At 34.8% G+C, this 26425-nt stretch carries 29 protein-coding genes and 1 pseudogene; 13 read left to right on the forward strand and 17 right to left on the reverse strand.

Annotation, left to right across the window (positions count from 1 at the left end; translation table 11 throughout):
- Positions 1-24: 24 nt before the first annotated feature.
- The 6 genes from xerS to CCK98_RS33725 all read right to left on the reverse strand — a co-directional run bounded on the left by xerS (position 25) and on the right by CCK98_RS33725 (position 3224).
- Positions 25-1155, reverse strand: a complete 1131-nt coding sequence (gene xerS, locus CCK98_RS33705) for a tyrosine recombinase XerS (RefSeq protein WP_088090918.1) — start codon at positions 1153-1155, stop codon at positions 25-27.
- A gap of 137 nt (positions 1156-1292) precedes the next feature.
- On the reverse strand, positions 1293-1451 hold the full coding sequence (locus tag CCK98_RS35920; RefSeq protein WP_179196078.1) for a hypothetical protein: 159 nt from the start codon (positions 1449-1451) through the stop codon (positions 1293-1295).
- A 15-nt stretch (positions 1452-1466) separates the two neighbouring features.
- The gene (locus CCK98_RS33710) at positions 1467-1871 is read right to left on the reverse strand and encodes a DUF86 domain-containing protein (protein ID WP_088090919.1); all 405 of its coding nucleotides are present in this window, start codon (positions 1869-1871) and stop codon (positions 1467-1469) included.
- The gene (locus CCK98_RS33715) at positions 1861-2268 is read right to left on the reverse strand and encodes a nucleotidyltransferase domain-containing protein (protein ID WP_088090920.1); all 408 of its coding nucleotides are present in this window, start codon (positions 2266-2268) and stop codon (positions 1861-1863) included. Before CCK98_RS33715 ends, CCK98_RS33710 begins: the two co-directional genes overlap by 11 nt.
- 461 nt (positions 2269-2729) lie before the next feature.
- Positions 2730-2918, reverse strand: coding sequence for a hypothetical protein (locus CCK98_RS33720; RefSeq protein WP_088090921.1), 189 nt, complete (start codon positions 2916-2918; stop codon positions 2730-2732).
- Positions 2919-3011: 93 nt separating this feature from the next.
- Positions 3012-3224, reverse strand: a complete 213-nt coding sequence (locus CCK98_RS33725; protein ID WP_142292258.1) for a hypothetical protein — start codon at positions 3222-3224, stop codon at positions 3012-3014.
- A gap of 533 nt (positions 3225-3757) precedes the next feature.
- Here CCK98_RS33725 and CCK98_RS33735 point away from each other — a divergent pair.
- The 5 genes from CCK98_RS33735 (at position 3758) to CCK98_RS33760 (ending at position 6356) form a co-directional block, all read left to right on the forward strand.
- The gene (locus CCK98_RS33735) at positions 3758-3943 is read left to right on the forward strand and encodes a hypothetical protein (RefSeq protein ID WP_088090924.1); all 186 of its coding nucleotides are present in this window, start codon (positions 3758-3760) and stop codon (positions 3941-3943) included.
- A gap of 191 nt (positions 3944-4134) precedes the next feature.
- On the forward strand, positions 4135-4401 hold the full coding sequence (locus CCK98_RS33740) for a hypothetical protein (protein ID WP_088090925.1): 267 nt from the start codon (positions 4135-4137) through the stop codon (positions 4399-4401).
- 182 nt (positions 4402-4583) lie between these two features.
- Entirely contained in the window at positions 4584-4796 is a 213-nt protein-coding gene (locus CCK98_RS33745) for a DUF5316 domain-containing protein (protein WP_088090926.1), read from the forward strand.
- Positions 4797-5462: 666 nt separating this feature from the next.
- Positions 5463-5666, forward strand: a complete 204-nt coding sequence (locus CCK98_RS33755; protein ID WP_142292259.1) for a hypothetical protein — start codon at positions 5463-5465, stop codon at positions 5664-5666.
- Between the two features lie 183 nt (positions 5667-5849).
- A complete protein-coding gene (locus tag CCK98_RS33760; protein WP_088090929.1) occupies positions 5850-6356 on the forward strand; it encodes a hypothetical protein in 507 nt (168 codons plus the stop codon).
- Between the two features lie 536 nt (positions 6357-6892).
- On the opposite strand, the gene CCK98_RS33770 is transcribed toward CCK98_RS33760, so the two are convergent.
- The 5 genes from CCK98_RS33770 to CCK98_RS33790 form a co-directional block, all read right to left on the reverse strand.
- Entirely contained in the window at positions 6893-7486 is a 594-nt protein-coding gene (locus CCK98_RS33770; RefSeq protein WP_088090931.1) for a hypothetical protein, read from the reverse strand.
- 188 nt (positions 7487-7674) lie between these two features.
- Positions 7675-8433 carry an IS21-like element helper ATPase IstB gene (istB, locus tag CCK98_RS33775; protein WP_088086613.1) on the reverse strand — a complete coding sequence of 253 codons (759 nt, stop codon included), beginning with the start codon at positions 8431-8433 and terminating at the stop codon, positions 7675-7677.
- Complete coding sequence (istA, locus tag CCK98_RS33780) at positions 8430-9950, reverse strand: IS21 family transposase (protein WP_256942630.1); 1521 nt, start codon at positions 9948-9950, stop codon at positions 8430-8432. The genes istB and istA overlap by 4 nt, the downstream gene beginning before the upstream one ends.
- A gap of 836 nt (positions 9951-10786) precedes the next feature.
- Positions 10787-11806, reverse strand: coding sequence for a DUF3231 family protein (locus tag CCK98_RS33785; protein ID WP_256942631.1), 1020 nt, complete (start codon positions 11804-11806; stop codon positions 10787-10789).
- Positions 11807-12424: 618 nt separating this feature from the next.
- Positions 12425-12916, reverse strand: a complete 492-nt coding sequence (locus CCK98_RS33790) for a CBO0543 family protein (RefSeq protein WP_088090933.1) — start codon at positions 12914-12916, stop codon at positions 12425-12427.
- A 286-nt stretch (positions 12917-13202) separates the two neighbouring features.
- On the opposite strand from CCK98_RS33790, the gene CCK98_RS33795 reads away from it, so the two are divergent.
- The 3 genes from CCK98_RS33795 (at position 13203) to CCK98_RS33805 (ending at position 14899) form a co-directional block, all read left to right on the forward strand.
- Entirely contained in the window at positions 13203-13652 is a 450-nt protein-coding gene (locus CCK98_RS33795) for a hypothetical protein (protein WP_088090934.1), read from the forward strand.
- 152 nt (positions 13653-13804) lie between these two features.
- Entirely contained in the window at positions 13805-14257 is a 453-nt protein-coding gene (locus CCK98_RS36900; protein WP_088090935.1) for a CBO0543 family protein, read from the forward strand.
- Positions 14258-14446: 189 nt separating this feature from the next.
- A complete protein-coding gene (locus CCK98_RS33805; protein ID WP_088090936.1) occupies positions 14447-14899 on the forward strand; it encodes a CBO0543 family protein in 453 nt (150 codons plus the stop codon).
- Positions 14900-14999: 100 nt separating this feature from the next.
- Here the strand turns inward: CCK98_RS33805 and CCK98_RS33810 are convergent, their stop codons facing one another.
- On the reverse strand, positions 15000-15839 hold the full coding sequence (locus tag CCK98_RS33810) for a tyrosine-type recombinase/integrase (RefSeq protein ID WP_088090937.1): 840 nt from the start codon (positions 15837-15839) through the stop codon (positions 15000-15002).
- Positions 15840-16008: 169 nt separating this feature from the next.
- On the opposite strand from CCK98_RS33810, the gene CCK98_RS33815 reads away from it, so the two are divergent.
- The 5 genes and pseudogenes from CCK98_RS33815 (at position 16009) to cas1 (ending at position 20554) form a co-directional block, all read left to right on the forward strand.
- A complete protein-coding gene (locus CCK98_RS33815) occupies positions 16009-16461 on the forward strand; it encodes a hypothetical protein (RefSeq protein WP_088090938.1) in 453 nt (150 codons plus the stop codon).
- A gap of 258 nt (positions 16462-16719) precedes the next feature.
- Positions 16720-16941 carry a hypothetical protein gene (locus CCK98_RS33820; protein WP_088090939.1) on the forward strand — a complete coding sequence of 74 codons (222 nt, stop codon included), beginning with the start codon at positions 16720-16722 and terminating at the stop codon, positions 16939-16941.
- A 204-nt stretch (positions 16942-17145) separates the two neighbouring features.
- Positions 17146-18420, forward strand: a pseudogene (locus tag CCK98_RS33825) (IS110 family transposase).
- Positions 18421-18946: 526 nt separating this feature from the next.
- Positions 18947-19540 (forward strand): CPCC family cysteine-rich protein, encoded by a 594-nt coding sequence (locus tag CCK98_RS33830; RefSeq protein WP_088090940.1) that lies wholly within the window; start codon positions 18947-18949, stop codon positions 19538-19540.
- Between the two features lie 42 nt (positions 19541-19582).
- Positions 19583-20554 (forward strand): CRISPR-associated endonuclease Cas1, encoded by a 972-nt coding sequence (gene cas1 / locus CCK98_RS33835; RefSeq protein ID WP_088090941.1) that lies wholly within the window; start codon positions 19583-19585, stop codon positions 20552-20554.
- A gap of 307 nt (positions 20555-20861) precedes the next feature.
- Here the strand turns inward: cas1 and CCK98_RS33840 are convergent, their stop codons facing one another.
- From CCK98_RS33840 to ltrA, 5 genes are all read right to left on the reverse strand, one after another.
- Entirely contained in the window at positions 20862-21941 is a 1080-nt protein-coding gene (locus tag CCK98_RS33840; RefSeq protein WP_088090942.1) for a nitric oxide synthase oxygenase, read from the reverse strand.
- Positions 21942-22250: 309 nt separating this feature from the next.
- Positions 22251-22634 (reverse strand): hypothetical protein, encoded by a 384-nt coding sequence (locus tag CCK98_RS35925; protein ID WP_179196079.1) that lies wholly within the window; start codon positions 22632-22634, stop codon positions 22251-22253.
- Between the two features lie 176 nt (positions 22635-22810).
- The gene (locus tag CCK98_RS33850) at positions 22811-23287 is read right to left on the reverse strand and encodes a hypothetical protein (RefSeq protein WP_256942632.1); all 477 of its coding nucleotides are present in this window, start codon (positions 23285-23287) and stop codon (positions 22811-22813) included.
- Between the two features lie 214 nt (positions 23288-23501).
- Positions 23502-23780: a hypothetical protein gene (locus tag CCK98_RS33855; protein ID WP_088090943.1), complete on the reverse strand. Its 279-nt coding sequence runs from the start codon at positions 23778-23780 to the stop codon at positions 23502-23504.
- A 260-nt stretch (positions 23781-24040) separates the two neighbouring features.
- Positions 24041-25360 (reverse strand): group II intron reverse transcriptase/maturase, encoded by a 1320-nt coding sequence (ltrA, locus tag CCK98_RS33860; RefSeq protein ID WP_088085493.1) that lies wholly within the window; start codon positions 25358-25360, stop codon positions 24041-24043.
- Positions 25361-26425: the final 1065 nt, after the last annotated feature.

Consider the following 26425-nt stretch of genomic DNA (forward strand, 5'->3'; position numbering starts at 1 on the left):
ACAGTCTTCTGAAAGAAAACTGTTCTATATCTGCTTATTCTCCACGTTTTGCCTTCTTTGACCCATGAGCTTTGCTGCCTGTCTTGCTTTTTCTTGCTCAGGATTCGAATAAAGGGCTGCGGTAGTTGTGGAGGTATGCCCCAATTGTCGCATAAGAAGATGGATATCTCCGGTTTCGTCCATTAGGTTTGTAGCATATGTATGTCTTAACTTATGGGGAGACATAGATTTGTTGGACTTATATGCTTTGGTATACTTCTTTACCAGACTCTCAATGGCTCGATTAGAAAGGGGAGTGGGTTCGTTCTTTGATTTGGTAATAAAAACAAAGTCATAATCTTCATTTCCAGCATTATAACGCTGAGAGCGTACATCTAAAAACTTCTTAAGATCCGACATAGATTCAGGTACCACCGCAACAATATCCTTTTTCCCACCTTTTCGTAACACAGAAATTCTATTTTCTTCAAAATCTAAATCTTTTAATCTTAAATTAGAGAGTTCATTAACTCGAATTCCACTTCCTAAAAATAAGGATAAGATTGCAAAATCTCTTTCTCTGTCCCTTTTAAAGAAAAATCGCATTCGGGATTCTTCTGGAAGCTCATTTTCATACGTATTCTGAACAAAGTTTAAGAAATGTACATCTTCATCATTTTGAAATATCTTTGATGATATTTTTGTGGCCCTCGCTCCCAGTGTTTCTTTTACTTTATTAACCTCAATTTTAAGCATTACATTCCTATAAAAGTAAGGCTCACCATCAGCATTTTCTGTTTGAGTCGTTAGATATTTAAAAAGAGAGCGGAGGGCGGATATTTTCCTGTTTATTGATACTTTCTCTGGTTTCTTAGTTTCTTTATTATTAATATGGACTTCGCGTCTCTGTAGGTACTTAAAGAAGTTTTTCGCATCATCTAAACGCAAGTTCTCCAAGTCCGATAAGGGAATATCTTTAATATTTTGACAGTCTGTTATTCTTTCAGCGATTAGCCAACCAAAGAAAATCTTATAATCGTGTAAATAATTTAATAGTGTGGAGGGGGAGCGGGTATCAAGTTTATCATCCACATATTCCATAACATAGGAAGGCATTTCCTTGACCATTTCCTCTAATTTCTTTTGATGGGTCTGATGTTGTCTTGAGTCGGCCATGTTTCCACCCCTTGTCGAAATTTGCCGTTTATGCGTAAAATTCAATTTTTACGTATAGTTATTAACATAATTACTTTATGGTAAACATAGGATTTATTGCTTTTTACTGAAAAAAAGGGAGCCGTAAGAAAGTAGGATTATTTTATAGGGACTTTTACGTAATCATACTTATCCGGATACATACTTCTAAACTTACTAATAGCATTTTCAGCAGCTTCTTTAGATTCAAAAACTTCATTTAAAATAATTGCTTCTTTATTTGTATTTATATGAAATACTCTAATTTTATATCTCATAGAAAACCCCCCTTATTAATATTCTAGAATTTGTCTTGTATAATCGGTAAAATCACCTAGATGCTTATCCACGATTTGATTTAGAATGTCTATATTAAGGGTTTGGTAATCGTGTACAGCAATGTTTCGAAATCCTACCATTGCTTTTAGTCTTTTGGCTATATTTTCGTCTATAATCGAGTTAGACTGAAGCATATCAAACGCATCTCTACTGGTCTGAGGCAATCCAAGGCGTTGTTCAGAAACGATATGCATGGCCAAGTCTATAGAGGCTTCACATGAACGTTGTATGTTTAGAATAATTGAATCTTGTTTCGTATAGTCTTTTAGATTAGCGGGATCGTTTGCATATACTTCTTGTATGCGGTTTATACAGCGTTCAATCACACTTATTTTGTTCAAAATCACATCATTTTTCATAAACAGACCCACTTTCACTGATATTTTTTAAGATATTCTTCCGTTCTTCATTCAATTTTGCGTACATGCTAAGAGCAGTCATTTGTTGATTCCTCAGTAATGTGTCATCTTTTGAGTAAATGACAGTACCGGTTGTGTAAATCTGTGCCTTAAAAACGGTTGATGCCGTCCCCAGATTAACCAGATCCACATCTATTTTGAGGATATCTGCTAATTCTTGAGCTAATAAAAAAATCTCATATGTAGAAAGTGATGAATCCTGATTGTAGAAAGCCACATCAATGTCGCTGTCCTTATGTGTACAGCTTTTCGCATAAGAACCAAACACAATAATAAATGAAGGATTCATTTTGCCTATAAGGAAATCTTGAATTTTTTGAAACATTTCTGATTTCATAAGACACGCTCCCTAATGATAATATGAATAGTATACCAAACATTCATTCTTATGTAAATTATTCGTAAAACTGGTATTTTACGCACAAATGATAGCATAAATAAATTAGAGGAAGGAAAGATCCTCCTCTCTTTTTACTATCGACACGAAACTCCCAATAAATTTAAGACACTAAATCTTGCTGAAACATGATTTAGCTTCAATATTGATGAAACAAAAATCCTAAATTTATGGCTTATGTGTCATTTATGATCTTTTACAGCCTTTAGTTAGAGAACGGATGCTCTTGCTTTTCGATATAAGCGCCTGATTGCGGAAGATTGAAAAACGCGAAAGGGCTACAAAAAATGGCTTCTAAGTTATTTTACTAACGCACCCGTTACTTTAAGTACACTACTTCACAATCTTACTTCCAGAAAAAAAAGAGCTGCGGTAGCAACCTTTAGTTCTTAATAAAAAAATTATTCTGCTATCCTAGTAACTTCATCTTCTGATATACACCATTCCTCACATCCATCAAGTTTTTCCGCTGTAAAAATATCCCCATCTTCTCCAATTGAGGAAATTTTGACCTTTTCTCCAATTTCAAATTCATGATCTGTTTTATTTTTCATTATAATTACTATTTCTCCAATCTTGTATTTACTCAACAGACATGCCTCCTTTTATTAATCTGCGTAGTATAAAACTTGATTAATTAAAATATGAAATGCGCCTCCATAAACTCTATATTTGAAAAAACGTCAAATATTTACATCTGTTTTTATTTTTCCAATAAAAATTGGTATATCACTTGAAATATTCTTACCACCAGGGACATGAATAGGACCTATTATATTTCCATATTCCAAAATAGTTTCTTTATTTCGGAGGCAACTAACAAAGTTATTTAAGTCTTGGGTATTTTTACGGGGGGATATATATGTTTGGGGTCGGTAAATTTCATTTTCATTCACCCACCCCTTTTTCCTAGTATTTGTAAAATTCACCTCTTATCATTGACCACCATTTCCACCTTCACCACCCATTCATTTTCCAGTTTTTCTTACCTTTACAAATCCATTTTTTCTGTTCCCCTTCTTAAATTTAAATCCGACCTTATACAACATTTTATATAAAGTATTCGAAGGAAGTTTACATTTAAATTGCATTTTATTTGGTGATTTTTTTTTTTTATTGTTATTCATCATTATTTTGTTTTCCGTGATTAATGATTTTCTTAAATTAATTTGTATGTTACCGTGGCTATTATTTATTTTTAATCGACATTTATTTTTATTTGAAAATTTAAATTCAGGTAATTCAGGCATAGGAAAGGAAGATCACCTTTAAAGGGAAGAATGGCAGGTTTGTTGAAGCAGGAGAATGAAATAAATGATTAAATTTCCGTATTAAAAAAATGATAGGCATTGTACAATACTATTGTATATAACAAAGAAAAAGTTTCTTTGAAAAAATATTAAAGATAAAACTAAAATGGAGTAACTTTATGACAACCAAAAAAGCCCTGATTTCTGCACTTATCACTGTAATTCTTACCGTTGTTATTCGTGCCATACTTCATGCCAATGGCATCCATAATTTTTTTAGCGACAATTATATTGGTGGATACTTATTTTATTTGGTCATTTTTTCATTGTGTTACTTATTCTTTAAAAGGCAGTCTAATAAATAAGGCTTGTATATTAGATAAAATCAATTAACTGTTAGCTATATTTTCACAACAACTGGACTGTTTCGGCAGTCCTTTTTTATTTTTTTAAGAGGGATTAATGTATTTTTATTGAAATATTGTAAGAATGATTAAGAATAAAAACAATAAAATAAATATAATATAAATTACTTTTTGGGAATTGTGGTGGGAGAATGGATTTATTCTTGTCTGTTCCATGTATTGTTTGGGGGATAGTAATTTTATTTAACTCCATTTTTAAATTAAAAAAAGAAAACTTTAAAGAAAAATTTGATTTTATTGGGGCTGGTGACGGTTCTGTTCAGTCAGATTTAGGGGAAATTCTATTTAGTTTTATTAGTTTCTTTCCTTGGTGGATTGTAAAAGGTTTTGTCGTTATTGTTGGTATTGGTTTTGTGTTTTTAGGTATATTGCTTCTAAATTACCCAATAGTACTATGAATCAAATTAAATCTATTTTTTCATAAATTTGTTTACTGGGATTAGCTGGCTGTTTCGGCAGTCCTTTTTCATTATCCTACTTCAACTAACTGGCAGAATAGTTGAAGATGGAAAACTAATATGAAACAAAGATACCCTTAATGTGTATGTATTGGTAAGGCGGTGAAAAAGGGGGAATTTTAATGTTTCAGTTTTTTCTAATTGTAGGGATAGTATGTATTATTATTTCAGGTGTTTTTATCGGGGCTTGGGTTGATGGAGACCGTCAAAGAGGAAATTTTTATTCGGAAACTACGGAAGACAGAAATTCCAGAACAAAAATAGCGTTAATATCTGGTCTCGTCGGCATAATTTCTTTAGTAATTTCTGGGTTAATTTATTTTATATTACATTAATCGATTCTTAAGTGCTTTACTTTAAAAAGTGAGTAAAGCCTTTTTCTTGTTGCATTTTCTCTTTAAAAGGACAAAGCCTCTTTTTTCGAAGCAAAGGGAAGGTACTTAAAGATATTGTGAAGAAATACACTTAAAGTAACGGGGCAGGTTAGTGTAATAAGTTTTGGGGAATTTTTCATGAAGAATACGGATACAGTTCATGATAAGATTCTCTGTAAAGAGGGTGCATTTTTTTGAGAAAAATTTTAAATAAGAACATTTATATTTATATAGTGGCAGTCATATTAATATTTATTTTTTTGCTTTGGTATCACTATTCTTGGTGGATAGCATTATTAAATTCAATAGCTGTTGTAATTGTTGGAGTCTTACAATACAAACCTGTACAGAAAATAAATCGTAATCGTAAGCGATATTTTCCGAGGTGGGTGCAATCTCTAATAAACACTCTTCTTCTTCTAACTATGTTCAATTTTGGAAGCCATTTTTCCGAAATAACAATACTTTGGTTTTTGGTTTTTGCAATGTTAATAGTAAATCTTATTTTTCCTGAATTACCTGAAAAATGAGGGGGAATGGTACTTTTTAAAAGAGATTTCTTGTTAAACTAACTGGGTGCTTTACTTCAAGTCTCAGCCTAAATAAGAAATGATAGAGGTGGCTAAATTGAAAATGGTGGTAAAGTTTAAAGACGGAACAATTTTAACACAATTTATTGATGTTTCTTCATTCAAAGGGAATTTTTTTAAGTTCATACAAAATAACATAAAAAATAATACCACCATTGAAACTACTGACCACACAACAGAGGAAGTAGTTTCAATGAATTGGGCAGAAGTTTATTCGTTAGAAATAATAATTGGTGAATAAATACGAATAGATAGCCGTTCTTCAACAAACGGGTGCTTGAGTTGAAAAGCAGAATTGTCATCGAGGCAGTCTTTTTTTGTTGAACTGACGAAGCAGAATAGTTAAAGAATAATTGGTAAAAAGGCAATCTCCTTTTGTCTTAATGGGCGTTACAAATTTGCAAACAAAAAGGTGATTCTTTGTATGTTGGAAAAAAGGGAAGGCATAATCAATGAAATTGTCTATGAATTTACCTCTTATCGTAATGGAAAGTACAGTATCTACCCAACCATTTCAGATTTGTATTTACTTTTGAATAAAATTATTCGTTCCAAAGTTACAACCGAATACATCAGAATCACACCATTTTATTTAAATGAAAAGGTTAAATTACAACGTGAATTTGATGAATATATGTTCTATTTGGAATGTAGGGAACAGTTTACCTTCCAAGATGAGGAATTTCATATATTAGAAAATTTAGGTAGGGATGCTAATACTGTAACATCCGATGAATTTGAAACAGGGAAAATTCTTACCCCCTTGTGCAGATACGATGACCCCAAAACTTATAAATCCTTACTCGAAGGATTCCGTAAGTTTTTAGATATGATTTTACCTCGTTTATTTGAATCTGCGAGGATTGACTTGGAGCTTACTGATGAAGACTTGGCATTCGGTTATTTTTGTTTTGAAATCCATAGTGAATAACTGTTTGTGAAACATTGTACTTAAACTATCGGGTGCTTATGCTCAAAAATGATCGCTGCTGCGGTCTTTTTTCTTGTTGTACTACCATGAAAATTAACTTCTGTGAGATCTGGAAAATGGCAATACTTAAATAGACGCAGCTCATTCATTTTTTAAAAAAGAGCGGAGCGCCTGATAAGGGTGTTTATGGACTATGAATAATGGGTTAGGATGCTTCTGTAATTGTCACAGTATAACCTAAGTTTTCTAGTCTTCGAACTGAATGGCGTACAATAGAAACTTGTCTGCCGATGGTATCTCATAGTTATGATTGAAGGCTAGTGAAGAAATAGCGAAAGCCATAGAAGAACCAACAGCGGTCAAAGAAGGAACAAAATCGAGAAAGAAAAATTGGATTATGAAAAGGGTTATCTGGTGAATAAAAGTGAAGGGTGATTTTCTGAAAGGATAGTCTTTCCTATTGGTTAAGAGATAAGAACAGGGAGCGTTCCAGACTAAAATTATAAAGAATCTGACCCATTCTACTTTGTTTTTTATCATGGTGTAATATACCTAAGAGCAACCAAAATGAAAAAAAGTAAAAGAAAGAAAAAAATATCGATAAAATAGGAAAAAATTATTCCAAACGCTGTTTTTGTTTTTCCTTGGATGAAAAAATAAATACTGAGTCCAATGACAACCATAAATCCAGCTAACATCCCCCAAGAAAAAACGTAAACATTGGAAAAGAACTTGGTAACTAAAACGACCAATCCCAAGATTATAAAGCTTACCGCCATTCCCATTGCAATATTGACTTTGTCTTTCTTCTTTATCTTTTCAATGGTCATTTTTTTTAAGCCTGCTGTCTGTGCCGCTATATAGATAAACTCATAAAGTTCTTCTATCTTTCTTTTTTCAAAATAAACATAATTTTCATTTATTTTATTAATCCTGCTGACAGCTTTATTAACAGCATTCATTATTTTTAAATTGTTCGATTTACTTTCTAATTTTTCTAAGTTGATAATGTAAACGTCAAGAATCTCATTTATTGCATTGATATATTCCACGATAAAATAGTCACTATTTGAATCATCCTCAATCCATTGAACAGTTGGCTTGTTTTTTTTCAATTCTTCAAAGGGCATAGTATCCTCCAAAATTGTATTTTGTCATCTGGCTAAAGATGTATTTGTCAATATTAATTTGAGCCAGTGTGATCACTTCAAAAGTGAGCCACTTCATTCTGAGTTATTTCCATATTTGGGGGAGGACTTGGAGTTTAGGGTATCTTGCCTCGAGGGGCAAGATACCCTAAACTCCTCGCGCGCCCGGCCTATTGGTCGCTCTCATCCCTTTGATTCATACTTTGTCTAAATCGATACGATTCTCCATTAAGAAGGAGGATATGAGCTTTATGGGTTAGTCGGTCTAGTAGAGCTGCGGTCATTTTTTCATCTCCAAAAATGGAGGTCCATTCCGTAAATTCCAGATTCGTAGTAATCATCACGCTAGCTCGTTCGTAGCGACCGGCAAAGAATTGGAACAAGAGCTCTGACCCAATTTTCGTGAACGGCACGTAGCCCAGCTCATCAATAATGATCAAATCAAATTTGAGCCATCTCTTTTCCAATGCACCTAGCTTGTGTTCTTCATTAGCCAAAAGGAGTTCTTCTACTAGTTCTGCAGCCGAGATAAACTTAACCTTATATGCATTTTTAATCATTTCAATTCCGATCCCCGTAGCCAAATGCGACTTTCCAGTCCCGCTGTTTCCTAAGAATATTATGTTTTCCTTCTTCTCCACAAAATCTCCCTTTGATAGAGTCAGAAAACGATTTCGGTTCAGACTTGGCATTAAACTAAAATCATAGCTATCTAGTGTTTTTTTGACAGGAAAAGCAGCTTGTTTAAGCCTTCTTTGTCTTTGATTTTCTTCTCTAGACTCTGATTCTGCTTCTAATAAGGCCAAAAGAAATTCCTCATAACTCAAGTTACGATTCTCAGCCTCTCTTGCGAGAGAACGGTATTGTGCGGAAATAGTCGGAATTCGTAGTTGTTTAGTAAGGTGATCTAAAAGTAGTTCAGTTGTCATTTCCTAGTGCCTCCTGTTAATTGACCGTACTGTTCAATACTGGATTTATTCACTTTGTAATCTAAAAGATTGACTGGTGTTTTATCAGTTGGAAGAGTACTGATTGGTATGTTTTGGTTTGTAAGCCTTTGTATAATTTCATGGACTTTCTCATATCGGAAAACTTGCGTTTTCTCTGCTTCCAATAAGGCTTTTGTTAAATTTTCCATACCAATGTCACGATGGAGGAGGAGAAGTCGAATGAACTTCCTATCACCTTCAGATCCTTCCTGCTCACGCATTTTCAAATGGAATCGCTTAAATACATCAGGGATTTCAGTGGTTTGGAATGCGTGAGCGTCCCGGATTGCCCGGGGTTTTTTAAGCAAGACTTCCAGATAATGATCAAGAACCGTAATCACCTGATTGCGTTCATAGGAACGAGGGTGTTCTGCGATCACACGGTTTTGAGCCACTACGATTACTCGATCGACAAAAATTTTTGCCCATACAGCTTGACCAGCATAGCTACAGGGTACAGAATAACGATTAGTTTCCACTGTAATAAGGGAAGTTTTATTTACTTTGCACGATAGAAGTTTACAAGCTTCAAAACGATTAGTAGGAAGAGGATGGAGACTCTCTTTTTCTTTCTCCCACATTTCTAGGACAGTCTCTGATTTATTAGGGACGTGAGTCCTTCCAGCTTCCTTTAAACACCAATCTTGGAGATACTCGTTCAGTTCATTAATAGATTGAACCTCAGGTAGAGGCACCAAAGCATTCCTTCTTACATATCCAACAGTGCCTTCGATACGACCTTTTTCGTTTCCACTTGCAGGATTACAGAATTCAGCTTTAAATACATAATGAGCCTGGAGACCAATAAAAGCCTCTTGTTCTAGCCGATCTCTGCCTTGAAGGATTTTTATTACAGCTGTTTTTAGATTATCAAGTAGACCTTCTGTCGGAACTCCTCCTAAGAACTCAAACGCATGAACGAAGCCATCCAGGAATGCTTCCTGTTTTGCATGAAGATATGCTCTCACAAACCGCATACGACTTGCGGAAAGTTGGACGCAGAAGAGATAAACCCGTTGTGTTCGACCCTGTAGAATAATATCCGCCTCTCCCCAGTCGAATTGGAATTGGTGGCCGAGTTGAAAATCAAGCGGTATAAATACTTCCTGAATTTGTTGCCTGCGTTTGGCTACGATTTTGCGAATGTTTGAGGCAGAGCCTTTAAAATCATATTCATCTTGTAATCTCTTGAAAATTTTGATAGCGGTATGCTTTTGCTTTTTCCAGCTCTTTAGGTCATCTTCTAACCATTGATCAATGATTGGAATTACCCGTTTTGTTTCTGGAGAATATTCCTTTGTTCCATACACGTATTTTCGTAAAACTATTGTTGGTGCTGTATTATTTTTTAGGTATTTACTCACGGTGTTACGGGAAATTCCAAGCTTTGTCGCAATTTGCCTTTGCGATAATCCTTCAACCTCTTTTAAGAATTTGATATTATGAAATTGAGCCATTTCGATCATCCTTTTCTTCCTCTCTCAATGAAGTAAGTTTGGTCACTTCCTATCATAAGAGGGGTTAATAGAATTGGGAATCATGTGGCTCATTTTTTATGTGATCAAAACGTTTAAAAGTGGCTCAAATCTAGATTATCAAAAACAAAAGACTCTTGCTAATGTACATGCAAATTAAGAAGTCCAATTCGTTGACATTGAATTGATCTTCTTTTTGATTTCCTATTTTAATTCTACAATTCCAATCGAAACACCTCTTAAACCAAACAGAACCGTTAAATTCATCTCAAATTTGTGAAGGAGTACACTTAAAGTAACGGGTGCAAGAGTTAAAGATTGGGATGGCTGCGGCGATCCCGTTTTCTTATTGTGCTAACGGGGCAGGATAGTTGAAGAAGGAATTTCCAAGCGTTTTGACCAAATCGATAGTAGCGAGCCTCAAACTGTTCTAAATTTCTTGGCCTGATAATGCGTGCTGTTATTGCAGGATTGGACATAACCTAGGCAACTGCAAGGGTTGCGGGTTGCAGACTAAGTGCCATTTTCCGCAGCAAATGCATTAAATCGGTCTGCTACAACAAAATTCATTTCATCCGCAAAAGTGATCCGTATATCTTTCTCTTTAACTAGTCGCCCTTAACCTGGACGTTTATTTACCTCATATTTTCCTATAAGAATTTCAGCATCTAAAGGACACCGCAAATAAAACCATAATATGAACGGGAGCTTTAGTCTAAATAATAGATAAAAGAACACATATTATATACGTGTTCTCTTCCCACAGTATGAAAGCTATACCTCTTTTAAATTAATTATTAACATAAATTTTTGAAATATTAATTATTGCTCCTTTCCTTTGCAAGCGAATCCCGATCACTCGCTGTTGGAGGCTGCTCTAACCATCCATTTTTTATCATCAGGTTTGCTCCGTCTTCTGCAAATAGTAAAAGTTCTAAAATTAGTCGAATGTAATGAGCACCTATATCTCTTCTTGAATTGACACTCATAGCAGAACCATAATATGCAATAGATAATTGTGTAGATAATTGAATTTGGTACATTATATATCTATCTGAAAAGGTCATAGAAGTTGAGTTAGTAATCATCGATTGCCAAGAAATGGGTGAATTTAATTTCTCTTCATGAAATACCGATTCAAATATTTTTATTTGTTTATTGGCAATGTCAAGACCTCTCGTGAGATATTGACGAACCTCTTTGGATTGGGCTACTTGGATAAATCCCACTTTTAAAGCAGCATGTAAATGCATTTTAAGCATGTTAAAATTAATATCTCCAATTTCCATAACATTCAGCGGTCGACGTTCTCCCAACCATCCAGTTAAAAAACTTTGGTGTTTTACAAAATCGATAGAATCGGGTGGTGAAATAATAGGAGGTCGTGTGTAAAGTCCTTTCGTAAGCATTACATCAATGGATTGATCAAAAAGCATCATCGTTTCGGTCATGCAGGTTGTGTAATACTTCCGTAAGTCAGATCGAATAGAAGTACTAACTGACAAAGAGTATCCAGTCAACCCTTGCAAAGTCATGATATACAGATAATTTAGGTAGAAAGGGTCTTGAAAAAGACGAGGTGCGTTAATGTTTACATCTTCTTTTTCTGTAAACCCATGTGGAATAGGGTAGTTTTCTTTTAACATGAATGCTGTAATTTCTTGAACATGCATTTTTGATAATCCTAAGGCAGTTTGGTAGAGTGATTTGACTTCGTGATCTTCGATATGCTCGAGTGAATAACGAAAAAAACAAATAGACATTGTATCAAAAATGTATTGAGTCCAAAGGCTTGCAATTTCTGGAGCAGTTAATCGAATTGGATTATTCGTCTCCAAGGTTTATCCTCCAATATATACGGAATTGTTAAGAGTTCTTATTCTTTTCTCAGTGAATAAAAAATATGTAAAAAAATTGAAAACTGTGATAATCCCAAGATTATAATGATTGATTGGATATTTGTTTGTTTGATATTAAATTGTTCATGTAAGTTTTTACGAAGAAACTTCAGCAGGGTTCGAAGCAGGAGGGTCAGTAATTCCTTTTATTATTCGGGATAATTGGTAGCTATTCTTCGGTAATTACTATCAAAAAAACAACATAGTTATTAAGCTAACGGGTGCAAGAGTCCAAGATTGGGGTTGCTGCGGCAGCCTTTTTCTTGTTCAACTAACGGAGCAGGTTAGTTGAACAAGCTAATATTCTATTCAAAGGATATTTAACGGCAGATTATAAAAAAAGAGCCCGTAGGCTCCCTGAAACAATGTTTAAATAATTTGCTTAAAAGAATCTGCGTCTTCTTCTTTCGAATTCAAAGCGTCTTCTTCTCTCGAATTCGATTTCAATTTCAATACGTCTTCTTCTATCTATTTCGATTTCAATTTCAAAAGGGAAAAACCGTCTTCTTCTAAAATCGTCACGAAAAAACAGGGACTTTTTCAGTGCCCAATTTTTTATTAACCCTTTTTTTCTAAAGTATCAATTTTAAAAAACCATCTTTGAAAAATTCGCTCAAGGTAATAACATATCCACATTGTTATAAAACTCCAATACCCTGTCCATTTTTTATATCTTATCAAATTTGTGTACTTTACAGCAAAAAGTTCAAAGATGGTTAGTATCGAAGTGTGAAAACAGTAGTAAAGTGTTTTTACAATATTTGATTTATTTTCTGGAAAATACAGAATAAATAAGGAGGATAACGCTGGATAGACAAAGTATTCAAATGTAAAGCTTGACTTATTTGATTTTTTGAAAAATAAACGTTTTGGATAGGAAATTAAATTTTTCTCTACAACTATTAAACCGAATAACCAAGTTATTAATTGTTTGAATAAGAAAGGAAATATTGCTTCTCGAATCCTCTTCCTTGGAACAAACTTAATCAATAATAACGAAGTAATTATCCATGCTGAGATTTCTATTGCTTTATCTAATTTACTTTTCATCAATTTTCACATCCATTTTTTTGAATATTGTTTCCTTTTGATTAGGACAATATTCGGATATATTAGCTAGATTAGTTGGTGAATAGTACGAACAAATTGTGCAATAAATAGGATGTCCTTGTTCAACTAACGGGTGCAAGAGTTGAAGATCCAGCTGCCATTTTTGGCGGCTTATTTCTTATTAACGGGGCAGGTTAGCACAAGAAGGATTGTTAATTCAAGTCGCCGAATTTTATTTTTGTGAAAGGGAGAATATTCGGGGATGTGACAGGAAGAAGGAATGATAATGCTACAACAGATTAAAATAGGAAAATGGTTAATAGAAGCTGATATTGATAAGACACGAGAATTTTACAGCAAAGATATACCAGTCTGTAATTGCTTATACTGTAAAAATTATGTTGAAGCTTGTAAGAATTTAAGGACTACTGTTTCTGATGTATTCACTAAACTAGGGATTAATCCAGCAAAACCAGCACATCTTTCTGAACTTCCTACTGAGGAAGCGAGGACACGGTTATACTTAGGGCATTATCATCTTGTGGGAAGAGTGCTAGAAGGAGAATTGTGTACAGACACTAACTTTAATGAAAAAAATACTATTGAGGTAACCAATTTCACAGTTGGATTTTCAGAGGATTTAGAGTTTGTACCAGAAGGATTCCCAAACCCTGTCCTACAGTTAAGCTTTGATGCTAAAATTCCTTGGGTTCTTAAAGAAAATCCAGATGATTGAGTAAGAGTCTTGTGCAACTAACGGGTGCTTATGTTAAAGATGGGATGGCTGTGGCGATCCCGTTTTCTTATTGTGCTAACTGGCAGGTTAATGAAAGAAGATTTGGTGAAAAATGATAAGAAATCATAACCTACAAAAAGGAAATGAGTAAAGTGTTTTTTAACATTATACTGGTTTTTGTGATACCGTGGATTGTTGGACTTCTTCACCTATATAAACAGGATAAGGTGTTAATACCCGTGATTGGTTCATTTTTTAGCGTTATTGCTTTTACGATAAACGAATTTGGTTTTTATTTTGGTTTTTGGGAGGTTCTACCTTCTTTTAATCAAAAAACCTTGTCAGCATTACCTTTTAATTTAGGTCTTTACCCTATTTTAGCTAGCTACTTAATATATTTTATAAAGAAATATAAGTACCCATACTTAGTTCTTCTTCTAATGACAATATTTACAACTTTAATCGAAATGATATTTAGTTACTTCGGAAGGGTAATTTATAGTAATGGCTGGAATAATATTTGGACATTCTGTTCGTATATGTTTCCTTATATTTTAGTGTATTGGTTCTATACATATTTAAAAAAGCTAAAGATTTTAAAATAGTCTATTTCAACTAACAGGGTGCAAGAGTTTAAGAATAGGGTTTGCTGCGGCAGCCCTTTTCTTGTTGAACAACGGTGGCAGGTTTGTTGAACAAGGACAATTGCTTCGTTGCAATTGTTTAATAAAAAAATTCTAACAGTATATCCTAGAAAAGAACTTATTTTTGTGTTTTAGATGGGGATGTATTCAATGTGGTTTCTTTATGCATCTATTGTTCTGTTTAACCTGACTGCATTTCTGATGAAAAAAAAATTACGTCCTATTGAATATTATGCAAGCATTTTTTGGGGCTTATTTAATGCGGAGTTAGCTGATAGATTTACGGATAAATATAATATGTATGGATTTTTCGAACCTTATTTCATAGAAGCTAAGACTTTACTTATTATTTTAGATATATACCCAGCTGCAATTATGCTTATTATTAATTGGTATCCTTTTAACCGACCATTAATTAATAAGTTTTATTACATATTATGTTGGTCTGCTTTTTCTACCCTTTACGAATGGTTATGTCTAAAAATGGGATTCTTATATCATAAGAATTGGAATATGTGGTTTTCTGCTGTTTCTTATCCTATTTTATATGGGGTGTTATTATCCAACCTAAAATTTATTCGCTGGTTAGAAAAAAACAAATAGTTCAAGTGCTTAAATATCATATTGTGAAGAACTGCACTTAAAGTAACGGGTGCAAGAGTTAAAAAAGCAAAGCATCTCGACTGCATTGCTTTTTTTATTGCTAAAAATACTTCCTATAAGATTCCTGTCTGATGCTTCCGCTTAATTGCGCATAAATCCGGGTAGTTTCACTTTTTTCATGACCTAATAAGCTTTGAATAACATCGAGAGGTGCTCCATTATTCAATAAATGGGTTGCATAGCTGTGCCTAAGTTGATGCGGATGAATGTCTTTGTTAATGCCAGCACGATTGGAAATCCGTTTCATTATGTATCGCATCGTGGCAATACTCATTCGATGAGGTTCGCGTTCCGTGACAAAAATCGCAGGATCCCTGTCTACACGATTATCCAGGTATCGTTTTAACCAAATTTCGCAGCGAATATTAAAATAGACCTCCCGTTCCTTATCGCCCTTACCTCTTATAACAGCGGACCGGTTCGACCAATTAATTCTATCCCTATCTAAGGTAACAACTTCTCCTATTCGGCAACCAGTGGAGAACATGAATTCAAACAGAGCCTTTTCCATTGGGGAACAACAGGCTTCCCGTAAATGTTCAATTTCCATTTCGGTCAAAAATTTAGGAATACGTTTACCGGTTTTAGGTTCTTTTATTTTAGTTGCTGGGTTTTTGGCAATATGCCCTTCTTCATGAGACCATCGAAATAATGATTTCATAAAACGAATTCGATGAGCCAAACTTGCAGGCTTTAGGCTTTCACTTGATTTTGCTAAATAAGCTTTTAATTGATCCGTAGTGATTGTATCAAGTTCAACATCATTAAAAAAGCGTATAAGTAAGCCGGACTGTAGTTTATATGCTTTTAATGTTTGCGGCGAAAAGCCTTCAATCCGTTTATCAGATTCATACGTTTCCCATGCTTGAGTTAATAACAAGTTCATCTCTCCCCAAAAAATTCTTTTTTTCAGGAATTATTGACCTGTTTCACGAAATTGAAACTGCGGCTCTTATTAAGCTAAAGGGGCAGGTTTTTTCAATTAGCACTCATAATATTTAGTTAATAATGAGGGAAGATTAACGAAAAAGAATTGTAAGAGGTGCAATATGAAACAATTTATTTTAAGCATATTAATCGTCTCAACTTTTTGTATTTATCCTTTACAATCAAAGGCAGCAACTTTCCCTTGCAGTATAGTCTTGGAACCAATAGATAAGAAACTTGAAAATGCAAAGGGCACAGCATTAATTTATAAAGTACGGTTGCGTGAGCCCGGTTTCGTACGAACTAATATAAGTATCCTTGGAGTTCACCTTCCTGAACCATCTTCTTTTGGCAATTACAACAGTTATGAAGGATTCGCCTTTAAGCCAAGTGAAATAAGTTGGCGTTTCGGACTTTATCCTACTCCAGAAATAGATAGTCCGACTTGGGCAGGAAGATTTGATGAAATAACAGCAAAAATGGAAAATATAGAAGTGCAGGTTCGTCTCTCAAATACAAAGAATGAAAAATTGGGACCACCTATATTAAGAGGTAATATCAATAAGTGTAAGTAACACTAAAGCTAAGTTGCATTACTTCAACAATGAGGTAATGTTTTTTTTATTATAAGGACCATTACGCCAACAATTTTCAAGAAGGCTTTCTACTAAGAAAACTTTGTGAAGATTTACACTCTTAAACTACCGGGTGCTTTACTTCAATAAGGAGTAAGGCTTTTTTATTGCACTAACGAAGCAGGTTACTTTAAGAAGGAAAACATTTTCTCATAGCGAAATTACTATACATTAAATCAATTTTAGGGAGATAATTTTATGTTGGATTTAGATAAAACAAGAGAAAAAATTATTGCTTTAGATGAGTCAGATGCTAAAAGCATTGTAATGATGACCGCCTCTTATTTGGAAATGGCAAAAAGTGGAAAAGGTGACTTTACAAGTGATAAATGTGTAGATGCACTAATAAAGCTATTAAATAACATCCCTGAACCAGATGTACTAAGAGAGATGTATAAGAAAAAGCGACAAGAGAATTAAACAAAAGTTCTTATTCAGCTAACTAACGGGTGCAAGAGTTAAAAAGGTGGTTGCGGCTTCGATCACTTTTTCTTGTTCCACTAACGTAAGCAGGTTAGCATTCCTGTAGAGAGTTAATTATTGACTTTGATAAAAAAGGAGCTCCTCAGTAAGATATGAGTATAGACACCACTCTAACTCAAAACCTTAGGAGGAACCCCTACTATGAAGTTTAAAATGCAAGACAAACAAAATCAACTAATTGAAAGAATTTCCGATAAACACCTCGTTGTTGGTGTGGACATTGCTCAACAATTCACGTCGCTCGAGCAGTGAATTTCCGTGGAATTGTAGTCGGCGATCCTCTCACATTTGAAAATAACGAAGATGGATTTACTATTTTATTGCAATGGATTAACAAACTAAAAAGGACTAATAATTTAAATACAGCTATAGTCGGCATGGAACCTAATGGACATTACTGGATTAAATCTATCAAAATGGCTTTTCGAACAGAATATTGATGTAGTAACAGTAAATCCGTACCATGTAAAAAGGAATAAAGAGAATCGAGATAATACCCAGTCAAAAAGCGATAAAAAAGATGCACTAGTTATCGCTGATATGGTGAAGAATGGTTACTATTCCATCGTTCGTCCAACTTCCGAATCATATGAAGAACTTCGAGTTCTTATGTCTAACCGTGATGTGATTGTTAAGCGTCTTGTAAATTCAATCAACCAATTAAATCGTTGGGTAGATGTTGTCTTTCCAGAGCTCCGACAAGTTTTTAAAGACGTGAAAGGTAAAGGGGCAATCGCAACCCTTCGCTTATTTCCTACCCCGATGGAATTGCGTTCAATGCAACCTCAAAACGTTGTTATCGGGTGGAAGTCACTGATGAAGAGACAGCCTGGATTAAAAAAGGCCCAATTACTTATTCATTTAGCTAAACGTTCGATTGGCACTAAGCAAGCACTTGATGCTTATAAATTTCATCTACAACAATTACTAGAGGAATTTGACCTCGCAACAACACAACTCGAAAGAGTTGAAAAACAAGTCACAGAAGTACTTAAACAAATTCCTTATGCTAATCAATTGCTTACCATTAAAGGAATTAGTGAGATTTCATTGGCAGGTATATTAGGGGAAGCTGGAGATTTAAGTGGCTTTGCCCACGGCAATTCTTTATTACGTCATGCAGGTTTACACCTAGCTGAAGCAAGTTCGGGAAAGTGGAAAGGTCAAATTGTCATTTCTAAACGAGGAAGATCTAGACTGCGGCGATTCCTTTACTTAGCGACGATGAGCCTTGTCATGAACAACCCTGAGTTTAAAGCTATTCACACATTAAATGTTAAGGTGAAAAAAATCAAGAAGATGAAATCAATTATGAAATTGGTTGGTAAACTAGCTCGGATATTTGTAGGAATAGCCAAACGAAATGAATCCTATTGTCCAGAAAAATTACAACCTTTAACTTCTTTAGCAGCATAAGAACTAATAGATTCTTAAAAACTCTTTCTAGTTTCCCCGAAAGGGTAAACTCCAATAAATTATCATAAATAGTGATTGTTAGCTTTACACTTATCGAATGTTGGCTTATTCGTAGGATTTCAAATATGTACGGAGTACCAGATTTATTGAACAAAAGGGCACTGACCCATCAGGTTAGCATAACTGGCCTCCACCCCTTGGATAGGCATGTCGAAGGAATGATAGGGCAATTGACCCGTTGAGACATGGGAGGGAAAGCCTCCAGGGGCGGCGTGGAGAATATACATCATATGGTAAAATATGGAGTTGGATAATACTCCTTTATTTCACTATGCCTTCACGGAGCCATAATGATCTGAACTCATTTCATTTAATCGTTAAATCCATATCAAGGGTTATGAAATCCTGCGAATAAGCGAGTATTCGTGAGAAAATCGTATTAAACTGAGGGAGTTCAATAAGAATGTTTAACCAACGAAGAAGGATTTGATATTATTTTGATTAAAACAATTAGGGTGGGATTCAAGTGCAACGTGAAAAATGTCCTTGTTGTGGATTTCCAACATTAGAAGAACGTGGGAATTTTGAGATATGTGAACTTTGTCATTGGGAAGATGATGGACAAGATGACACATATGCAGATGAAGTTTGGGGCGGACCAAACGGGGATTACTCTCTAACGGAAGCAAGAAAGAATTTTAAAGAAAATCTTATTATGTATAGAGATAAAAGAAATATCCTTAGTCAAACCGATAAAGAAATTAAAACAAAAAGGGATTTAATTAGTGCCTTCGTAGAATTAGACAAATGTGAAACAGATTCGTTAAAAATTTACGCACTTTGGAACGAAATAAAGTCATACGAAAAGATGTTATTTGAAGCCTCTTCTTCAATGGAAATAAAAATCATTCTATTTGGTGAAGAATTGCCGTCATTAAAACACATTGAGAAGATTACAAATAAGTATTATAAATACTATCAAAAAGACAAGGGAAAAGAAGATTTTAATAAAGAAGATTACTATGAGATTTGGATAGAGGAACGAAATACTGGGCTTAAAGTGAGGAATCGACATTATACTCCTACTGTACCAGTAAAGAAAGAATTGTTACCTGATTAAAAATAAATAAGGCTCTCGTTTAATAGGGGGAGAATTTTAATTATGAAAGTTTATCGAGCCGTGGGGATGGTTCATTTGAAGGTATATAACGGGAATTTGATGCTTTCTGAAAAATGGATGAGTAAAATTAATCGGGAAACCATTTTTGAAGCAAGTAACCCTAACATAGATCATATTGTCCTTTGTAGTTGGGGAGGCTCTATTACATTAGAGGTTTACGACTGGTTAACCACACATAATGTTGCATTAACCATTGTTGACGAACACGGAAATGTACATGCTGAACATATCCCACCAAAGTTTATTTCAGCAGTGACAAAAAGTAAACAAATCCTACTACCTGAAAATAAAAAATTGGAATTAGCCTCTACACTGATTTTACAAAAAATCAAAGGACAGCAGGATAATCTAAATTGGGCATATGAAAATAATTTATTAAAACAATCTGTTCAACTAGACACTAATTTTGATGGTGCTTCGATTGATGAATTGAGAATATTTGAAGCTGTGCAATCAAAAACATATTGGGGCAATTTAGCACAAATTCAAATGAAATTTAACAGACCAAAAAAAGTTCCTAGCAGTGAATGGCACTTTGTTGGTTCCCGAACATCGATAAAAACCAATTCACCAAAAAAAGCGATAACACCGTTCCATGCTATCCTTAATTACATCTATACGTTGACATCTACTCGAATAAAACGATGTTTAGTGGATTATCGGGTCGATCCTTCTTTGCCTATCATGCATGCGTTGAATGCCTATAGAAGTAGTTTGGTTTATGACCTTATTGAACCCATTCGACCTATGATCGATAAAAAATTACTGACAAGCTTACAGAAGGATAATTCCTTATATGCAAGGGTTGAACATTTTATATATTCCGATGGTGTTTGTTTGCTAGACCCCGATTATGCAAACTTGTGGCATAATCGGATTTTGAATAAAGAACTGGATAAACAGATAGAAACCATTGTTCAGGCTTATGTACAAGCTTTAAAAGACTATCGTTAAACGATGGTCTTTTATTATACTAACGCACCCGTTAGTTCAACAATAAAATTACTTAAATAATCGTTTAAACTCTTTTAATATTGCTACGAATAAGAATATCGAACCAGTGACACAAAACAAGCCTATAAATATGCCAATTGTTCGGTGGTCATAAATATAAGTACAGTATTTCACAATCTAACTCGTTAATCTAACTAGGAAGAGTAGATGCCTTATTTAGGCATCCTACACTGTTAGTTAATAAGCACCATTTAAATACCAGAATATAAAATTATAAAACGAAGATTTTTGTGACTATACTAAAAAATTAATATGGTTTAGGTTGATAAAAATAATTGGGTTTTTTAATGACATTATTATATGGTTTGTGGAAAATATGGGTTGCAGCTGGTGACATTGGTGGAATAAGCCACGTCCAGTCGCCTGTAATAGACCTTTCACTTGCCCTTTCTTTTTCTTCAAATTTTTTGAATTGTTGTGCAGCCGTATGATGGTCTACAATACTAACCCCATCCTCCTTATAGGAATGTAAAACTGCTGTATTCAATTCTAAGAGTGCCCTATCCTTCCATAAAGATATATTACTTTTTATGTCCAACTCCATTAATTTTCCTATTTGAGGAAGCATATTATACCGCGATTCATCCGCAAAGTTCCTTGCTCCTATCTCAGTCCCCATATACCAGCCATTAAAAGGAGCAGCGGTATACGTAATGCCTCCAATTTCTAAAATCATATCCGAGATCATCGGTACTGCATACCATTTCAAATTTAAATCATTAAACCATTTGTAATTGGGATGACGAATTGGCACTTCGAGAAGAAGCTTTTCTGGAATCTGGGCTACTTTTGGATGATGATCATTTACTTGAACGACTAAGGGTAAAACATCGAAATTTCCAAACTTCGGTTCCCATCCTAAATCTATACAGGTCTCGGTAAAGGAAATGGAGTGTGGATCCCCTAAAACACCTTGTTCCGTTTTGTAACCTGCATAGCGAATTAATTGGTGATTCCAAATACGAACTTTTTGGTTCGAGGCTTTTTGTGAAAAAATGGTGATTGTAGGGCGTATTCGACCCTTATTCGTTGCATATTCGATGTGTTCAAATAAGGCTTCGATAATTTCTTCTTCTGTCTTTAGGTTCCTCTTATCGATCACGTTTAATTGATCCCAAAATAACCTTCCTATACAACGGTTACTATTACGCCAAGCCATTTTTGCCCCATATTCAAGCTCTAGGTTGGTGTGTTCATAAAAACCTTTATTTCGTAACTGTTCATTCAATTCATTCAATCTATGTTCTAGTTCTTGCTCCGTTTTATTTAATTCTCTATAACAAGTCCGGATAAATTCCTCAGCTTCCTTTAGTAAATCATTAATCAAAACAAATCCTCCTTGGGTAGATGGTAGATAATATCCTATTATGTAAAAAGGATCTAAATCTAAACAAATAATATTGTTACAAAATCAACTTTACCATTTAACCCAAAGAGATTTCCATCCCATTTCAACAATCCTGCCCCGTTACTTGAATAAGAAAAAGGCTTTACCCCTAATTGAAGTAAAGCACCCGTTAGTTGAAATAAGAACTCTATTCGTTTTCAAATTTTATTTTCTCCGCCAATAAGTCCCTCTTGCCACATTTGATAAATGTAAAGGGTGATAGAGATTATTGTCATTATTAATATCCCTTCAATAGGCGATAAATTTCCTGCACTGGTTGTAATTTTGAGTTTTTTCCATAAAGCCAGCCCTGAAACCAAATGAATAGATACAATCTACAATCAAATTAACAACGAAATAAATCCAAAATTTACGAAATGTAAAATAAAATATCCATATGGTCCCAACCAAAAAAACACCATAAACAGTATGTGTTTGTGCAACTTTATCCCAAGAAAAAAGAGTTTCTTTATACTTCCACCAACCATACTTCCAAGCAACTTGGTACATTATTGTATTTATCACCGTTGCAAATAAGGCAACAGGCATATATCTACGAAGAGCAGAGTTGTTCAAAAAGAATAAGGAAAGCCAGGGTAATAAAAAGAAAGCCCATAAAACGAGTTTTATCATATATATAGTCTCCTTTTATTCCTATCTTGTTATAGCCTTCTCAAAATCCCCTTTAACCATCCATTTTATTCAACTATTCTGCTTCGATAGTTTAAGTACAAACTTTCACAATCTATCTTGTGCGAAATGGAAAAAGGCGACCTTCTTCTTAAAGTATCGCACCCGTTTGCTAAATATCATACTTTATCAATACCATTACCAGCTACAACAAAGTGAGGACTGCCATCCTTACGATTAAAGAATCTCCAGAATTCACTGTATTCATCATCTTCTGAACTGTCTGGGAATACTTCCAACACAAAACCATCCGATAAAAATAACTTTAATCCTCCAACATCATCAGACTCAATGCTTTCTACAATAATATTTTCTTGTACGCTTTCCAAGAAGGGTTTAATACGCTCATCAAATCTATTGTTTCCTTGAACATCCCAGTCAAAGTCCCCGTCATCTTCATCCCATCCTGAAAATGGAGAATAAAAATCTCTTGAGGCTACTAAGATTTTATCACTTTTGGAAATACGCCAAGAACATTGAATATTTAAAGCATATTCAGCTACTGTTTTGGTTTCTCCTTTCCTGGTTACTGAAATCAATTCACCAAATCCAAGCCAAAAAAGGTTAGAAGCTCTCCCAGCGTATTGTAATTTCAAATACAATATTTACTTAATGCGGATTTAATTTCTTCTTTCATCCTCGTCTCCTTCTGCTAATAAAAAGCTATTATCTGTTATTTTATCCATAACTCTTGTTGAGCTAACCTGCTCGTTAGCTCAACAAGAAAAAATGACCGCCGCTGCGATCATTGATGGAAATCGATCTTTCACTCAAGCAACCCGTTAGTTGAAAATGACACCATATGTTTTATTAGGCTGTGTTAACGTTCATGTGCTTACAAAGTCTAAATAACATAAAAATTTGTAGAGCAAACCATACAATAAATAAGAAAATAAGTATTGGTTCAAGTTCCTGAAAGAAAAGTAAAAGAATATTGGGTAACATTAATGCAAGACTTATGCCCATTAATATCTGGGATTTTTTTATTAAAGCAATAATAAAAAATATTATTGAGAAGCCTGATACTAACCAAATAATAATTGCCATATACCAAAATATAAATATTTCAAAAAATACATTTCCGCCCATTTTAATTCTCCTATCAGATTTTTATTAATAAACTTACACAAGAAAAATATACCACTTACTTATAACTCACGAACCAATTTATGTTTTTATATTTTTCGTCAAATGTAAACATTCTTCAGCTAGTCGAGTAGAAGGGAGCCTTTTTACCTTGCGGTAAATTGTACTCCACCCTCCGGGTAGAAAGGTCGCCCAATTGGCGACTCAAACCCCCACAGAACCCGGCGTGCGGATTTCCCGCACCGGGCTCTTCAGAAATTGCTTCACAGTTTCGCGTACATTTTTAATTCCGAAAATGGAATTGAAAGTTTAGGACGCTTTAGAGGAAAAAACGACTTAATCTTATTGAACTTTTCCCACGTTATATAGCTCTTTTGGCTTCTACTACTTAACATTCTTCTCCAATAACGTTCCGTAATTTTATAGATTTTTGTTATTGACCGAAGATTGCCAGCCATACCATAGTAATTGTAATGACCTCTAAGAATTTGATTTATCTTCTCAACTTGGTCTTTTATAGACCAATGTCTGATAGTACGAAGTACTTCTTGGATTTTATTTACACTTCGCTTAAATCTGGTCTTCTCGGTTTTCCTACCTACCATGAAATTACCCTTACGGTTTTTTGTACAATAATGTGTAAAACCTAGGAAATAGATCGTTTCTAATTTCTTTCCTTTTTGCAGGGCATGTTTACTGGCAAACCGTCCAAACTCTACTAACCTAGTCTTATTAGGTTCAAGCTCTAATGAGAATTTCCTTAATCTTTTCACAAGGACTTTCCCAAACCTTATTGCATCTGAACGATATTGAAAACACACTACAAAATCATCGATATATCTTATTAGATATGACTCTCCTTTGAGTCTTGGTTTTATTGCTTTCTCAAACCACAAATCCAATACATAGTGAAGATAAATGTTACTTAATAGTACACTAATTGAACCACCTTGCGGTGTTCCAGTTTCACTGGCATAAATATCCTTACCTTCCATTACACCTGCTTTTAACCATCTTTTAATCAGACTAATAATTCTAGGATCACCAATCCTATGTTGCACGAATTTAATTATCCAATCATGGTCTAAGGTTCCAAAGAAGTTCTTCAGGTCGGCTTCCAGCACCCAGCTAACTTTCTTCCCTGAAATAATCTCATTAAGGGTAGCTAAGGCATTATGTGCTCCCCTATTTGGCCTACCACCGTATGAACAATTTAGAAAGTCTTGTTCATAAATTGATGAAAGTACCGTTGCTGTACTTCTTTGTAAAGCTCTATCTGCCACCGAAGGTACTCCGATCGGTCGTTTTTCTACTTTCCCAGGTTTAGGTATCCAGACCCTTCTTACTGCTGGAGGTTTATAGCTATGTCTGTAGATTGAATTCATCATATCTCCAACCCAATTTTCAAACTCAATTATAGCCATATCCCTTGAGGTACCATCAATGCCAGGTGAAGTGTTCTTTGGCATATGGTTTAAACTAGTCCAAATCAACTCTTTTGTAATGTGATGTGCTAATGATGTAAATTGTAGTTTTTCATCTTGTTGAGCTTTTACTGCTATTCTCTCTAATCCTGTTGTCATGATTGGTTTCTCCTTACTTTGAATTAAGGACCGAAATCTTCCATTGAATGAAGCTCATGTTTCCTTAGATTGATTCAATTTCCGCTAACCGCTTCCCCATGTAATAGGCTCTCCCTATCTCAGAGTACTATCAGTTAGTAAGACTTCCAATAAACCATCGAATTCTCCTTGCTTTGTGGGCTTGTTGAATTCTTATCTATATGTTATAGAAGTTTATTGGATCTCCCTTGTTCCCAAAGGAATCCATTGATGACATGCCGTAGGTACGAATCCCGGGAGTAACGATAATACCCTTGCCTATAGCGGTTATTTCATTGTTGCCTTCCCCATTGAGAGAAAAGGTCGGCTACTCCACATCACGTTTAATTTCGGGACTAATTATCCTTTTCACTTTATTCCGGCCTGCCATCTTCCTGTCTACGCTTCGCAGTACACGTTACCGTGTACCACGCAAGACTCGGTACAAGACTGCTGGCTAAGCATTATCTAGACGACTATCTCAAGTCGTATGTATTCCTTGAGCTTTCAAGGCGCAACCCTCACAGAACCGTGCTTGCGCTATTCACGCACACGGCTCCTCCTAGTTACCATTCATAAAATGTAGCTAATCTCTTAGATTCAGATTTTGCTAATTCTGCTATCCTTAGTAGTTTTGTTTCCATTTATCCCTACCTCTGAGTGTAGTAAATGTTTCCCTAGTAAGGGCGATAACTGGTAGCTAGCCTTTCCTCCATCGGCATTACCCAACTTCATTGGTACTACGCTGCTATCCGACTCCCTACACAGCATTTGGTTTCCTTGCTTTTTATCGCTTGTACACCATACTCTTCTAACAAGAAAAGACCGGTAGGGTCTCCCGAGTTGCCGTATCATATCGATGTGTAACGTGCCAAGGTCTCTGACTCCAGAGAGGTTTTATCCATCTTGCCCTTAACGAAGGATAAAATGTAGCTTTCTGCTGCAGGTAAAGCATCAGCCCTCTCGTTTTACTAACATTATGGAGCTCAATCCCTTCAACCAATTGGCTTTCGGCCCGCCACCTAACTATCTACGCTTAAAGACTAA

Source organism: Bacillus sp. OV166, assembly GCF_900177675.1.
In the GTDB taxonomy this organism is placed as follows: Bacteria; Bacillota; Bacilli; order Bacillales; family Cytobacillaceae; genus Neobacillus.